This is a genomic window from Neorhizobium sp. 05N33 (assembly GCF_056397445.1).
The window spans coordinates 681,484-695,864 of record NZ_JBFTNK010000003.1 but is presented as its reverse complement, the minus strand read 5'-3'; the positions used below and the strand labels follow the sequence as shown (position 1 = coordinate 695,864).

The 14,381-nt window shown below is 62.2% G+C and carries 10 protein-coding genes; 6 read left to right on the top strand and 4 right to left on the bottom strand.

The window, feature by feature from the left end; all coding sequences use genetic code 11:
* Positions 1–50: 50 nt before the first annotated feature.
* Positions 51–578 (top strand): chemotaxis protein CheD, encoded by a 528-nt coding sequence (locus AC1DLT_RS12175; RefSeq protein WP_477486871.1) that lies wholly within the window; start codon positions 51–53, stop codon positions 576–578.
* A 107-nt stretch (positions 579–685) separates the two neighbouring features.
* On the opposite strand, the gene AC1DLT_RS12170 is transcribed toward AC1DLT_RS12175, so the two are convergent.
* On the bottom strand, positions 686–4,450 hold the full coding sequence (locus AC1DLT_RS12170; RefSeq protein WP_477486870.1) for a response regulator: 3,765 nt from the start codon (positions 4,448–4,450) through the stop codon (positions 686–688).
* A 467-nt stretch (positions 4,451–4,917) separates the two neighbouring features.
* Between AC1DLT_RS12170 and AC1DLT_RS12165 the strand changes: the two genes are divergently transcribed.
* Positions 4,918–5,271 (top strand): hypothetical protein, encoded by a 354-nt coding sequence (locus AC1DLT_RS12165; RefSeq protein WP_038593768.1) that lies wholly within the window; start codon positions 4,918–4,920, stop codon positions 5,269–5,271.
* Between the two features lie 404 nt (positions 5,272–5,675).
* The gene (locus AC1DLT_RS12160) at positions 5,676–7,418 is read left to right on the top strand and encodes a DEAD/DEAH box helicase (RefSeq protein ID WP_477485095.1); all 1,743 of its coding nucleotides are present in this window, start codon (positions 5,676–5,678) and stop codon (positions 7,416–7,418) included.
* Positions 7,419–7,475: 57 nt separating this feature from the next.
* Here the strand turns inward: AC1DLT_RS12160 and AC1DLT_RS12155 are convergent, their stop codons facing one another.
* The 3 genes from AC1DLT_RS12155 to AC1DLT_RS12145 all read right to left on the bottom strand — a co-directional run bounded on the left by AC1DLT_RS12155 (position 7,476) and on the right by AC1DLT_RS12145 (position 10,534).
* Complete coding sequence (locus AC1DLT_RS12155; protein WP_477486869.1) at positions 7,476–8,219, bottom strand: SDR family oxidoreductase; 744 nt, start codon at positions 8,217–8,219, stop codon at positions 7,476–7,478.
* An 85-nt stretch (positions 8,220–8,304) separates the two neighbouring features.
* Positions 8,305–9,180 (bottom strand): DMT family transporter, encoded by an 876-nt coding sequence (locus AC1DLT_RS12150; protein ID WP_477486924.1) that lies wholly within the window; start codon positions 9,178–9,180, stop codon positions 8,305–8,307.
* 130 nt (positions 9,181–9,310) lie between these two features.
* Positions 9,311–10,534 (bottom strand): FAD-dependent oxidoreductase, encoded by a 1,224-nt coding sequence (locus tag AC1DLT_RS12145; RefSeq protein WP_477486868.1) that lies wholly within the window; start codon positions 10,532–10,534, stop codon positions 9,311–9,313.
* A 455-nt stretch (positions 10,535–10,989) separates the two neighbouring features.
* Here AC1DLT_RS12145 and AC1DLT_RS12140 point away from each other — a divergent pair, with 455 nt between their 5' ends.
* The 3 genes from AC1DLT_RS12140 to AC1DLT_RS12130 are packed head-to-tail and all read left to right on the top strand — an operon-like array spanning position 10,990 to position 14,211.
* A complete protein-coding gene (locus tag AC1DLT_RS12140) occupies positions 10,990–12,399 on the top strand; it encodes a circularly permuted type 2 ATP-grasp protein (RefSeq protein ID WP_038544483.1) in 1,410 nt (469 codons plus the stop codon).
* A gap of 12 nt (positions 12,400–12,411) precedes the next feature.
* A complete protein-coding gene (locus tag AC1DLT_RS12135; protein ID WP_038544485.1) occupies positions 12,412–13,353 on the top strand; it encodes an alpha-E domain-containing protein in 942 nt (313 codons plus the stop codon).
* A 27-nt stretch (positions 13,354–13,380) separates the two neighbouring features.
* Positions 13,381–14,211: a transglutaminase family protein gene (locus AC1DLT_RS12130; protein WP_477486867.1), complete on the top strand. Its 831-nt coding sequence runs from the start codon at positions 13,381–13,383 to the stop codon at positions 14,209–14,211.
* Positions 14,212–14,381: the final 170 nt, after the last annotated feature.

Here is a 14,381-nt window from a genome sequence, read left to right as displayed (position 1 = left end):
CATACTTTTGCGGGAAAATAATTTTCACATACACGGGATCAGAGCATCAGATGAACTTCACGGGCTCCCACCATATCCATATCATTGGCGGCCAATATGCGGTGTCGGCCGATCCCGATACCGTGCTGATGACCGTTCTCGGATCCTGCGTCTCGGCCTGCATCTACGACACCACCACCAACATCGGGGGGATGAACCATTTCATCCTGCCTGCGAGCGGCGGACTGGAGATCACCCAGCACCCGGAACGCTACGGCGATCTGGCCATGCGTGCGCTTGTCGATGACCTGTGCAGGCTCGGCGCGGAACGCCGGAACCTTCGGGCCAAGCTGTTTGGCGGCCGCACGCGCAAATGCAGCGGCTACGATCCCGGATTGCTGAACGCCGCGTTCGCCAGGCGCTTCCTTCAGGCGGAAGGCATCAAGCTTGTCGATTCCAGCCTCGGCGATGACCTGGCGCGCTGGATCGCGTTTCACCCGACGACAGGCAGCGTACAGATGCGGATCACTGCGGCCACGGTGCCCGCTCCGTCAACTTCCCGCATCGCCGACGCAACCGCCAGGGCAGCGCGATACTGACCGCCCGCTACGTTCTGCCGCCGCGTCAGCAGTATTGCCAGTTCTTCGGAGCAGGGATGTGCGCCGACATTGCCGAGGTGAGAGCGTTGAGAGCCGGAAACGCCGGCTCAGTTCGACACCGAGCTCACGATCGCACCGCCAAGCCAGTTGCGGACTTTGGTTTCCAATGCCTCCGGACTGATCGGCTTGGAGAGGTAATCGTCCATGCCGACCTGGAAGCAGAGTTCGCGGTCGCTTTCGAGCGCATGCGCCGTGACGCCGATGATCGGCGTATGGGTGCCGGTCTCCTGTTCGAGCTCGCGGATTTTCTGGGTCGCCTGATGGCCGTTCATGACCGGCATCGAAACGTCCATGATGATGACCGCCGGATCGTGCTTTTTCCACGCTTCGACCGCTTCCGCACCGTTCTTGACGATCTGGAACAGCCAGCCGGTGGTCTGCAGGATCTGGGTAAAGACGATCTGGTTGACCTCGTTGTCCTCGGCGACCAGCACGTCGAGCGTCGGCGCCGCCTGCATGGGCGGGGTGGAGACCGGGACCACCGGCTGTTCGGCAATCGCGGGCGTCGAAGCAACCAGCTTGGGTGCGGCAACCGGCGCCAGGGGCCGCACGGTCGTCTGAGGGCGACCGGCCGCTTGCTCCGCTTCGACTGCCCTGCGCTTGGTGCGGATCGAGCGGACGACATCGATGATCGTGCTGCGCAGCAGGTTGGCGCGCGCCGGCTTCATCAGATGCGCCTGGATGTTGAGAGCCGCGAACATGCTGTCGTCGCCGGCCATGTCCATCGAGGTCAGGAAAACCACGCCGGTTCCGTCGAAGCGCGGATCACGCCGGAGCTGCTTGGCGAAATCCAGGCCGTTCATCTCCGGCATGTGGTAGTCGAGCACGATAGCATCGACAGTGACGCCGATACGGGCGGCCTCGCTGAGGATCGCCAGACCCTCGGCGCCGCCGTCGGCTGCAACCGTGTCGAACCCCCACATGGTGAGCTGTTCGGTGAGGATGCGGCGGTTGACGGCATTGTCGTCGACAACGAGGATGCGTGCGCCGCTGGTGTTGATCGGCAAGGTCGTCAGGACGTTGCGCTCGCTGACCACCTGGAACGGCAGATGCACGGTGAAGACGGAGCCGCGACCGACTTCGCTCGTCACGTCGATATAGCCGCCGAACAGTTCGGTGAGGCCGGCGGTAATCGCCAACCCCAGGCCGGTGCCTTCGTGGCGGCGCGTCGAGGACGTGTCGACCTGCGAGAATTTCTCGAACACCGATTTCAGTTTCTCTTCGGGAATGCCGAGCCCGGTATCCTCGATGCGGATCGACAGCATCATCTCGCCGGGGCCTTTTGCCTCCGACCTCAGGTCGATGAAGACATGCCCCTTTTCGGTGAATTTTACCGCGTTGCCGACGAGATTGGTGATGATCTGGCGGAAACGCCCCGCGTCGCCCATCACCGTCTCGCGGATCGAGACGTCGCCGCGCACGATGAGTTCGATATCCTTCTCGGCAGCGGACGAGGACAAAAGCGTCGCCACGTCCTCGATCGCCTCGACCGGGTCGAACGGCGCCTTGCGCAGCGTCATCTGCCCGGCATCGATCTTGGAAAAGTCGAGGATGTCGTTGATGATCGTCAGAAGCGCATTGCCCGATTTGACGATGATGTCGATGAAGGTCTTCTGGCGGGTGTCGAGATTGGACTTGGCCAGCAGTTCGGCCATGCCGAGCACGCCGTTCATCGGCGTGCGGATCTCGTGGCTCATATTGGCGAGGAATTCCGACTTCGCCCGGTCGGCGGCCTCGGCGCGCTGCAGGAGGCGGGTCAGTTCCTCCTCGCGGCTCTTCATCTCCGTGACGTCTGTGAAGACGGCCAGCCAATGGTCGCTGCCGGTCAGCTTTGCCTCGACCTGGATCCACTTGCGGCCCTCGACGCGGAAGGCGGCAAACACCGGCTTGCCGGCTGCGACATTGTCTTCCCAGGCCTGGAGCGTCGCCGCCGCTTCCTCGGACGTGCCGAGATCGCCGCGCTCGACGCAATAGCGGAAGAGATCGCGCCACAGGCCTCCGGCGCCCACCATCTCGGCCGGCATGTCGAGCATGGCTGGCAGCGCATCATTGGAGAAGATGATCTCGCCGTCATGCAGGATGAGCAGCCCTTGCGACATGGCGCTCGTCGCGTCGCGCATCAGCGCGCCGTGGGTTTCGAGCGCCGCACGGGCCTCCTGGATCTCCTGCTCGCGCTTGCGGACAGCCGTGATGTCCATGTAGCTCAGCAGGATCTTGCCGCCGGAAAGCTGAGTGCCGGAAATGACGATCACCAGGCCGCTGCGGCTTTTCACCTCGATCGGCGGCCGCTCCTGACCGTCGGTCAAGGCGGCAATGCGCTCCCGGTAGATCTCCTCGAAGCTTTGCGGCGAGCCGCTATAGATGCCGTGGTCGAAATTGACCTTGAGGAAATCCCGATAGGAACGCCCAGGCAGATCGAACTGCTCACCGGCATCCCAGAAGGAATAGAAGGCCGGGTTGGCGTATTCGAACAGGAACTGCTCGTCGAGGATCGCCACGCCGACGGGCATGGTGTGCAGGATCGTCTGCAGATCCTTGCCCATCTTCTCCGCCTTGTTCTGCGCCTCCTTGATGCGGGAGACGTCCATGCGCGAACCGACGAGGTTGTGCGCGCCGTCATTGGTAGTCACCCGGCGCAGATGCGTGATGACCGGGACAACCGATCCGTCGGGAAAGGTAATATCCTCCGATTTCTCGATGTCCTCGCCTGTCATTACCTGGTCGTTTTCAATCCGGAAGCGATCGGCCGCGTCAGGGAACATTTCCGTTTCGGTCTTGCCGAGGAAATGGCTTCTCGGCTTGCCGAGCATCGCCTCGTAGGCGGCATTGGCATAGGTGAGCTGGCGGTCGCTGTTGCGCACGAACACGGGCACCGGCAGGTCTTCGAGGACGGCGCGGAACAGGTCCGTCTCCGAGACATGGGTGCGCAGGAGCATTTCCTGCTCCTTGAAATCGGTCACGTCGTGACGGATGGCGATCAGCAGGCCGTTTTCGAGACGCTTGTTGATGCTCCGCAGCCAGCGTCCGTCGGAAAGCTGGTCGATGCTTTCGGAATAGGGAAGATCGAACGGTTTCATCCGCTCGGCTATCCAAGCGTCCTTGTTCGGCACATCGGAACCAAAGCTCGCCGGCGACACGCGCTGACGGCGATCATAGGCAAATCCGAGAATATCGTTGAGCGTGATCCCCGGCTGGATATCGATCGAGATCGATGAAAAATGATTGATGAGCTGTGAATTGCAGTAGAGCAGAACGTTGTGCTTGTCATAGATGCCGATACCCATTTCGAGCATGTCGAGGGCATCGTCGAGAAGCGCGTTGTTGAAAGGCGAAAACGGCGCGATCGGCTTTGCAGCGTTGGCCGTAGCACCACTGGCCGGGGCACCGGGGGGCGGGACGACGGCGCGTGATGCAACGGCAAGCGGGGCAACGTTGTTCGGCTCTGAAATGGCGGCAACGCCCGGTACCGCCGCAAACGTGCCGAACAGATAGGTATGGTCGTCTTCCGTCAGGAAACGCTCGATATGAATTTCATGGCAGACGACGCCGGAGCGGTCGAAACAGAGCGCCGTCTCGTCGGTACCGAAAACGATCGCCCGGCATTCCTTTTCCTTGCGGTCGGCATCGTCCAGCGCGCCTGCAAGGCCACGGCTGGTATTGCCGGCGAATTCGCTCGGATGCATGCCGAAAAGGCGTGCATAGGCAGCATTCACCGCCACGTAGCTAAGGGCGCTGTCCTTGATGAACGCGGGTTCGGCAAGATCGTTGATCCGCTCGCACGCCGTTTTCAAGAGTTCGCTTTCCGTGTCCACCTTCCCCGCTCCTCGTGCCGGCCGATATCCGGCTCGATTCGTTTGTCTCCCAATCGACTGATAACACCATAGCGAGTGTTAACATCGTGTTGTTGAAACAGTACGACTTATCATTTCTGGCATTTGTCAACCGGAAGCGCCTATATATGGGCGCCAATACAGCCTGTGATTGATCGTGACGGGCATCGACATCCGCAGACATCCAACCGCATGGCGTAAGTGATCCGAGCTAATCCGAAAGCAACCCGGAGAAGGCCCAATTTCCGCCGCCAAATCTTCTCCATGTTATAGCCACGATCCGGCCACAATCGACATTGGCAATTGCTGAGGCTTGATAAAAATCAACCGCAGGCGGCATGAAGCTGAACGTCCGTTCAGACTATCGAGGAATCGTCTTCATCAATCCGCCGCCTTTGGGCGCGACCATTTCTTCACCCCTTGAGGACAAAAAGGGAAAGGAAAAGAACATGTCGGCACTGAAAAAGACGATCTCACTCGGCCTCGCCGCACTGTCCGTAGCGGGCGCCCTGACGGCGACGGCTCCGGCGGCAGAAGCCCGCGACCGCCATCGCAATGTCTGGCCGGGCGTGGCCGCAGGCCTTGCCGGCGGCATCATCGGCGGCGCAATCATCGCAGGATCGCAGCGGCCGGCTTATGCCGAGCCCGAATATGTGGAGCCGGAATACGACTACGCTCCCCCGCCCCCGCCGCCTGTCTATTACCGCCGCGCCTATTATCGCGATTACCCACCGGTCTGCGAACTCGAATGGCGCCGCAACCGCTATGGCGAGCCCTATCGCGTCGAAGTCTGCTCGCGCTGATCGGCAGAGCAATCGCATTGAGGAGCCTGTTTCCGCCGCCGGCGGATGCAGGCTTTTTGCTGTCCTGCAGACGCACCGAGCGCCGTTATGGACACCGCTGGGAAGCCACGCCATTTCGCGAGTGCGAAACATCTGCTTGACTTTTGCCCGGAAAACCACCAAATGCGCTTCAGCTTTCACCTTCCGGCCGCCGCGTGAGTTGGCCCCGCGTCATTAAAGACACCGCGAAGAAGGAACAAGGCGCAAAGATAGATCGCCCTCGATCCCGGAGGGTTTAAGCGCTGGAGAGCAATTTCCAACTTGCAAGTTCCCACTTCACGCGGGGTTCTTGACGCCAAAGGCAGACCGGACGGCATGGTGCCAGTCCGGCGATACGCTTTTGGCGCCCCGAAAAGGTATTCGACTTGACGAATTTCCACGAGCTTGGTCTGTCCAAGCAGACCGTAGCCACTCTTTTTGCGCTCGGTTACGAAACGCCGACCCCGATCCAGGCTCAGGCGATCCCCCAGCTTCTCGAAGGCCGCGACATGATCGGCCTTGCCCAGACCGGCACCGGCAAGACCGCTGCATTCGGTCTTCCGATCATCGAAATGCTTGCCAAGGACCCGAAGCGTCCTGACAACCGCACCACCCGTACGCTCATCCTCGCTCCGACCCGCGAACTGGTCAACCAGATTGCGGCCAGCCTGAAGAGCTACGTGCGCGGTACCCCGATGAAGATCAACGCCGTTGTCGGCGGCGCCTCGATCAACAAGCAGCAGCTGCAGCTCGAGAAGGGCACCGACATTCTCGTCGCGACCCCGGGCCGCCTGCTCGACCTGATCGCCCGCCGTGCCATCGGCCTGACCGCAGTTCGCTACCTCGTTCTCGACGAAGCCGACCAGATGCTCGATCTCGGCTTCATCCACGATCTGCGCAAGATTTCCAAAATGGTGCCGAACAGGCGTCAGACCCTGCTCTTCTCGGCCACCATGCCGAAGGCGATCGCCGATCTTGCCTCCGACTTCCTCAAGGATCCGGTCCAGGTTTCGGTCACGCCTCCGGGCAAGGCCGCCGACAAGGTCGAACAGTTCGTCCACTTCGTGGTCGGCAAGAACGACAAGACGGACCTTCTCAAGAAGTCGCTCGAAGAAAACCCGACCGGCCGCGCCATGGTTTTCCTGCGCACCAAGCACGGCGCCGAGAAGCTCTCCAAGCATCTCGAGCATATCGGCTTCAAGGTCGCTTCGATCCACGGCAACAAGAGCCAGGGCCAGCGCGAACGCGCCCTCAAGGCCTTCCGTGACAACGAGATCCGTGTTCTGGTCGCCACCGACGTTGCTGCCCGCGGCATCGACATCCCTGGCGTCACCCACGTCTTCAACTACGACCTGCCGGAAGTACCGGACGCCTACGTTCACCGCATCGGCCGCACCGCGCGTGCCGGCCGCGACGGCATTGCGATCGCCTTCTGCGCCCCCGATGAAGCCCGCCTGCTGCGCGACATCGAGCGCCTGATGAACATCGAAATCACCACCGCATCCGGCGAACGCCCCGAAGGCGGCCGCCAGCCACGCGGCGGTGCCGGCAACAACAACCGTGGCGGCGCTGCCAATCGCGGCCGTGGCGGCAACGGCAACGGCCAGGCACGCGGCAACGGCGAAGGCCGTCCCGAGCGCCGCGAACGTCCGGCCCGCAAGCCGTTCTTCGCAGCGGAAGGCGCCGAGGGCGGTGATCGTCCCCAGCGTCCGGCCCGCGCCAATGGCGATCGTCCCCATGGTGACCGCCCACAGCGCGACAATCGTCGCAACGACGATTTCCGCGGCCAGCGTCGCGGCGAGAACACTCCGCGCCCGGACGTCGACAACGACCTCTCGACCACGTCGGATTTCCGCCCGGCCAAAAAGCAGTTCGGTCCCCAGGATGGGATGAAGAACGGCGAAGGCCGTCCGGCGCGCACCGAGCCCCGCAAGGAACACCGCAAGGGCGGCAACGGGGCTCCGAACCCGCATGCTGCACACGGCGCCCATGAACCCGCTGCCCAGCGCAACAACCGCGGCCCGCGCGTCGAAGCCGCCCGGCCCGCCGCTGGCGGCAACGCAGGTCCGGTCAAGTTCGGCAACGACAACCGCTCCGGCCAGCAGGGCCGTACACGCCGCCCGGCGTAAGGACGCCCTGCGTAAGAAAACAAAGCCAAGAGGCCGCTCACGCGGCCTCTTTTTTTGTCATTTGACCGCAGCGTTCCCGCCGTCCGCATAAAGCGCAGACCCTGCCACGAAGCTCGCCATCGGGCTCGCCAGGAAAAGTGCGGCCCGGGCGATTTCCTCGGGCTGGGCGATCCGCTTGAGGGCATGCAGGCCTGCCGCCCATTCCTTTTGCGCCGCGTCGCCGGCCATAGGAGTGTCCGTGCCGCCCGGCAGCAGCGCATTGGCGCGAATGCCGCGCGCTCCGTAATCGGCGGTAATCCCTTTCACCAGACCCATGATCCCGGCCTTGGATGCGCCATAGGCCCCCATGCCGGGGATGCCGACGCTGGTGCCGACGAAGGTGGAGGTGAAGATGATCGATCCGCCGCCGCGTTCGAGCATCGCCGGGATTTGCGAGCGGGCGCCGAGGAAGGCGCTCGTGAGGTTCATGGCCAGGGTATGCTGCCATTCCTCCAGCATCACCTCGCCGAGCGGCTTGTAAGGTCCGACCGTGCCGGCGTTGTTCAAGGCGATGTCGAGACCGCCGAATCGGCCAAGCGCTACTTCGAGCAATGCCCGGTGGGTCTCCTCCTCCGCGACATCGCCTGCCACGGCAACCGCACGGCCGCCGGCCGCCTCGATCTCGGAAATGAGTTTTTGCAATTCCGCCTCGCCTCGCGCGTTGGCAACAACGGCAGCCCCTTCCCGGGCGAAGAGAAGGGCAGCGGCCCGGCCGATGCCGCTTGATGCGCCGGTGACGATGGCAACTTTGTCGGTTAGCATGATGTACCTCCTGTTGGTTACATCCGCTGTCTAAGGCTGCCCGTTTCGCGTCGACACCCGATTCCTGACCGAATGAAAAACTCCATCAGGCCTTGCGGTTCACCATATAGACACCCGCAACCACGATCACCGTACCGACAATCATCGGCAGGGTCAGGGGCTCGCCGAACAGGATCGCCGCCTCGATCGCCACGACCGGCGGCATCAGATAGATGAGCGAGGCGGCGCGCGACACCTGGCCGCGGCGGATAAGATAGAGCAGCAAGCCGACCGCGCCCATGGACAGGCCGAGGACAGACCAGGCCATTGCGAAGATCGCCTCATGCGTCCAATCGAAGCGCAGGCTTTCAAGGCTGAGCGCCAACGGGATGGTGACGATCAGCGCGCCGACGAATTGCAGCGTGGCGATCGAGAACAGGTCGCCCTCCTGCAGGTGCCGCTTCTGGTAGAGCGTGCCGTAGGTGACCGACGCCATGGCGACGAGGTTGATCAGCACCGGAACCGCGAGTCCCGCCAGCCCGCGCTCGAAGAGGTCGAGAAGCTGCGGCGAGATCGCGATCAGAATGCCGGCAAAACCAAGCGCCAGGCCGACCTTCTGCAAGGGCTTGAGGCGCTCTCCGAGGAAGAGCGGCGCGACGAGCGCGGTCAGCAGCGGCTGCAGCCCGGCGATAATACCCGAAAGACCGGCCGGCACGCCCTGCCCGATCGCGTACCAGACACCCGCAAGATAAAGTCCATGCAGGAAGACGCCCGAGAACATCGCATGGCCGACCTGGGCGCGGCTCTTCGGCCATTTTGCCTTGGTGACCAGGCAGACCACGAAAAACGCCGCGGCGGCGAGCGCGTGTCGTCCGGCCAGAAACGTCAGGGGATCGGCATGTTTCGCCGCGTATTTCGCGACGATCCAGCCCGTGGACCAGAGAAGGACAAAAAGGGCCGGAGCCAGGCGGTCGAGCATGATGGGGATGTCCGGCGGAAATTTCGGCTGCGGCCGCTTTCATGGAAACCGCCTGCTTATTCCCACCTCGTTTCATCGTCAAAGCAGAAAAACTGATGATTGCGATGAACGCCGATTGAGAGAAGGGAGATCCTCACGCGGCAAGCGGATCCTGCCCCATCAGCCCATGCCCGATGAAGGCCGACTCTCGCACCACGCCGAAACCGTAACTGGCCATCTCCCGCTCGTAGGCAGTAAGCGCCAGGGCAAGGCCGACCTCGCCGCGTTCCACGGCAATAATTGCGTGTCCGAGCAGCGCCGCATCGCGCATCGCGACGTTGGCCCCACGTCCGAGCGTCGGCGTCATCGCATGGATGGCGTCGCCGAGAAGCGTCACCCGAAAAGTCTCTCCGAGATCGCAGGGAACGCTCGTATGCATCTCGATCGAGAAAAAGGAGGAAGGGTCTCCCTGAGCCGGAATGGCCCCGGCAGCCGCCGGCCACTCCTCCAGCATCCTGATCGCAAGGGCCTGAAGCGCCGGGCCGCCGGCCTGTCGCAGCATCGCATCCTCGCCGGGGAAATATTCACGGCGGCCGCCGACGATGCAGACGACATAGTCGTCCTGGCCGAAAAGCCCTGCCTCCGGCGCGATCCTGTCGGAAGCGGCGTCCGGACGGGTCGGAAAAATCACCGGTCCCAGTCCGAGGAACACCCGCCGGTCGTCGGAGGCGACGGTGAAGACGTCGGCAAGAACGTGTTCGGGCAGGTGGTGGCGAGCCTTTTCGATCGGAATACGGCCGTAGATGGCGCGCACTCCGGTATCCATAATGCGCGCCTCGGGCAGTCGCTGCCGGCGCACCGCGGAGCGGATCCCGTCGGCACCGACCAGAATGTCGCCTCGTGCGGTGCTGCCGTCGGCAAACACCGCGGTTACCCCTTCGGCATCCGTTTCATAGCGCAGCATTCGGGCGCCGAATCGGCAGAAATCCTGCAGGCCGGTCAGAAGGATATGCCGCAAGGTGGCGCGATTGACGTTGATATGCTGCGGACCGCCATCAGCAAGCCAATGCCGCGGCGTCCTGTCGTGCCCGCCGCTCGGTATCCGCCGCAATTCCTTGAGGGTCGTATCGACAATCGTGGTGTACGGCAGTGGCCGCATCGCGGTCGCTTCGAAAAGCCGATACAGATTTGCAGGCAGGACTTCCCTGAGGGCGTTTACCCCATCCCGGTCGATATGCAGGCGATAGCCCTGAGGGCGATCCCAGGGCCCAGAATCGCTTTCGAAGATTTCCACCTCGACATCGGCGCGACGCAGTATTTGCGCAAGGCAAAGCCCGCCGAGACCGGCACCGGCAATAATAACTTTAAGCTTAGACATAGGACGCTCCTCTTCCGTGATCGGAAAAGGACGTACAGGATGTGCCCGCTCCCCATGAGCGAACCCTTATACGAACGCAAAGCGTCACCCGGACTACCGACCGGGCCGTGACTTTTGCACGTCCGGCTTCCTTATGCGAAATGGCCGAAACTCTGTCAACCGGCAGAATTGGGGGAAACCGACCTCGCGATCACTCGCAAACTTGAGCTCAATCGACGCAAGCTGGACAGCATTTGATCAGCGCTTAGGCAGCTGATGTTTTTCAAGGCAGGAGATTTATTCACCTCCTTCTAAAGTAGGGAGCTTGCCGAGCACCGGAATCAGCGCATTTACTGGTCGGGGAGCATCGAAACTGTATTTTTCTGATGCGCGGAATTCTTTTCCCGCCAATTGCGCACAGTTCTTGCATTGCCCTCACCGTTGTATTCTTATGGCCAAAAAAGGGGAATGCGCCTTTGGCATTTGATGAAATGTTGACTGCGGAAAACCTTCCGCGACCGCCATACAAGACCTATCACGAATGGTATGCCAGTCAGGATGCTGCACACCTGATCCGCAAGACCCAGGATGCGGAAAACATATTCAGGAGGACGGGCATCACATTCGCGGTCTACGGACACGCGGACAGTTCCGAAAAGCTCATCCCCTTCGACATCATTCCCCGCATCATCTCCGCCCGTGAATGGCGCAAGCTGGCTCAGGGCATCGAGCAGCGGGTTCTGGCGCTCAACGCCTTCCTCGACGACATCTACCACAAGCAGGAGATCATCAAGGCCGGCCGCATTCCCCGCGCGCTGATCGAGAGGAACGTCACCTTCCTCCCCGAAATGATCGGCTTCAAGCCGCCCGGCGGCGTCTACACCCACATCGTCGGCACCGATATCGTGCGTACCGGCGAGGACCAGTTCTACGTGTTGGAGGACAATGCCCGCACGCCGTCCGGGGTTTCCTACATGCTGGAAAACCGGGAAACCATGATGCAGATGTTCCCTGAACTGTTTGCGCTGAACAAGGTGCAGCGGGTCGAGGACTATCCGCGGCTGCTGCGCCAGTCGCTCGCCTCGCTTGCCCCTCCCGGCTGCAACGGCCGGCCCCGCGTCGCGGTACTGACGCCCGGCATCTTCAACTCGGCCTATTACGAACACTCGTTCCTTGCCGACCAGATGGGCGTCGAACTCGTCGAGGGCGGCGACCTGCGCGTCATCGACGGCCGCGTCAAGATGCGCACGACAAGGGGTTACGAGGCAATCGACGTGCTCTACCGCCGCGTCGACGACGACTTCCTCGATCCGATGACCTTCCGCGCCGATTCGGCGCTCGGCATTCCCGGCATCATGGACGTCTATCGCGCCGGCAACATCACCATCGCCAACGCCCCCGGCACCGGCATCTGCGACGACAAGGCGATCTATTCCTACATGCCCGAGATCGTCGAATTCTATACGGGCCGCAAGGCGCTGCTCGAAAACGTGCCGACCTGGCGCTGTTCCGAGCCCGACAGCCTCAGATACGTGCTGGAGCACATCGAGGAACTGGTCATCAAGGAGGTGCACGGGTCCGGCGGATACGGCATGCTCGTCGGCCCGACGGCAAGCAAGAAGGAGCGCACCGACTTTGCAGAGAAGCTGGCGGCCAGGCCCGATAACTACATCGCCCAGCCGACGCTGGCGCTGTCCACCGTGCCGATCTTCGTCAACAAGGGGATTGCTCCCCGCCACGTCGACCTGCGTCCCTATGTGCTCGTTTCCGACAAGGTGAAGATCATCCCCGGCGGCTTGACCCGCGTGGCCCTGAAACAGGGGTCGCTGGTGGTCAATTCCAGCCAGGGCGGCGGCACCAAGGACACCTGGGTACTGGAAGATTGAGGTCGTAGAGACATGCTCGGAAGAACTGCAAACGGCCTTTACTGGATGTTCCGTTACATCGAGCGGGCAGAAAATATCGCCCGCCTCGTCGATGCCGGCCTGCGCGTGTCGCTGACCCGCGCCGGCTCCTCCGACGAGGACTGGCACGGCGTGCTCGAAAGTGCGGGCGTGCGCGAAGCCTATTCGGAAGTGCACACCGAACTGACGGCGGCCGACGCCATCGATTACCTGCTGCGCGACCAGGCCAACCCGTCGAGCGTCATGTCCTGCATCGAATTCGGACGCAACAATGCCCGCATGGTGCGCACGGCGCTGACCCGCGAGACCTGGGAGGCGACCAACGAATGCTGGATCGACCTCAAAGCCCGGCTCGCCCGCAAGCAGAAGGCGACCGACCTGCCCGAACTGATCGATGTCATCAAGCACCGCTGCGGCCTGATCCGCGGCGCCTTCCACGGTTCGATGCTGAGAAACGACCTCTACAATTTCTCGCGCATCGGCACCTTCATCGAACGCGCCGACAACACCAGCCGCATCCTCGACGTGAAATATTACGTGCTGCTGCCGGCGATCAGCCAGGTCGGCTCGAAGCTCGACAACTACCAATGGGAATCGATACTGCGCTCGGTCTCGGCCCACCGTTCCTACGGCTGGGTCTATGACGGCGAATATCAATCTGCCAACATCGCCGATTTCCTGATCCTGAAAGTCCAGATGCCGCGCTCGCTGGCTTACTGCTACGAGAAGATCACCAACAATCTCGATTATCTGGCGCAAACCTACGATGAACGACTGAAGGCGCATGAGACCGCGGCGGCGATCCGCTCGACGCTGAAGCGCGGCTCCATTTCCGACATCATGGACCAGGGCCTGCACGAATTCCTGGAGGATTTCGTCAGCCGCAACAACCAGCTCAGCGCCGAAATCTCCGACGGCTACCGCTTTTACCAGTAAAGCCAACAGGCACAGGATTTACCGCACATGCGGCTGAAGATTTCCCATACGACCGAATATCTCTACGACGAGCCGGTACCCTATTCGCTGCAGCGGCTCAGGCTGACCCCAACCGACGGCCCCGGCCAGAAAGTCATCAACTGGTCGATCACAGTCGACGGCGCCAAGATCGAGGCTGGTTATGCCGACCAGTTCGGCAACCGCGTCGAACTGGTCTCCACCGAAGGCACCGAGCACACGATCCGCATCACCGCGTCCGGCGAGGTGGAGACTCAGGACCGCGCCGGCGTCTTCGGTCCGCACCAGGGTTTCTGTCCGCTCTGGCTGTTCCTGCGCGAGACGGCGCTGACCAAACCTGGCAAGCTCATCCACGAGCTTACCAAAAGCCTCGAGGGCGACAGCGAGCTTGCCAGGATGCACACGCTGATGGAGAAGATCCACGAGACCGTTGCCTATGTTCCGGGCGCGACCGGCACCGAGACGACCGCCGAACAGGCTCTGGAGGCAAGGACCGGCGTCTGCCAGGACCACACTCATATATTCATCGCTGCCGCCCGGCTGCTGGATATCCCGGCGCGCTACATTTCCGGCTACCTGCTGATGGAAGGCGAGACCGAACAGGCCGCTACCCATGCGTGGGCGGAAGTGCATCTGCCGGGCCTCGGCTGGGTCGGTTTCGACACGTCGAACAAGATCTGCCCGAACGACAGCTACGTGCGGGTCGCCTCCGGCCTCTGCTACCGCGACTGCGCACCTGTCTCCGGCATGCGCCTCGGTCCGGCCAGCGAAAACCTCAAGGTTTCGCTGACGGTGGCGCAAAGCCAAAGCCAGCAGGGCCAGACGCAGTCCCAGGAGTGACAAACGCGCCAAGCCGAGGACGCCGTCCGGTATGGCAGGCGTTCTCGGCAGGCCGTAAGATCATCGATTCAGCCCGTCCTGCGGCACAACGGTTTGTTAACCGTGGACGGCGTTCCCGATTTCACAAGCAGTTCAAGGGTTGAAGATCCGGAAGGCGGCAATCTATGCTG

Bases quoted from the DNA above. Each gene is read 5' to 3' on its own strand.
- AC1DLT_RS12175 (WP_477486871.1), top strand. From the start codon at position 51: ATGAACTTCACGGGCTCCCACCATATCCATATCATTGGCGGCCAATAT.
- AC1DLT_RS12165 (WP_038593768.1), top strand. From the start codon at position 4,918: ATGTCGGCACTGAAAAAGACGATCTCACTCGGCCTCGCCGCACTGTCC.
- AC1DLT_RS12155 (WP_477486869.1), bottom strand. From the start codon at position 8,219: ATGCTAACCGACAAAGTTGCCATCGTCACCGGCGCATCAAGCGGCATC.
- AC1DLT_RS12145 (WP_477486868.1), bottom strand. From the start codon at position 10,534: ATGTCTAAGCTTAAAGTTATTATTGCCGGTGCCGGTCTCGGCGGGCTT.
- AC1DLT_RS12135 (WP_038544485.1), top strand. From the start codon at position 12,412: ATGCTCGGAAGAACTGCAAACGGCCTTTACTGGATGTTCCGTTACATC.
- AC1DLT_RS12130 (WP_477486867.1), top strand. From the start codon at position 13,381: ATGCGGCTGAAGATTTCCCATACGACCGAATATCTCTACGACGAGCCG.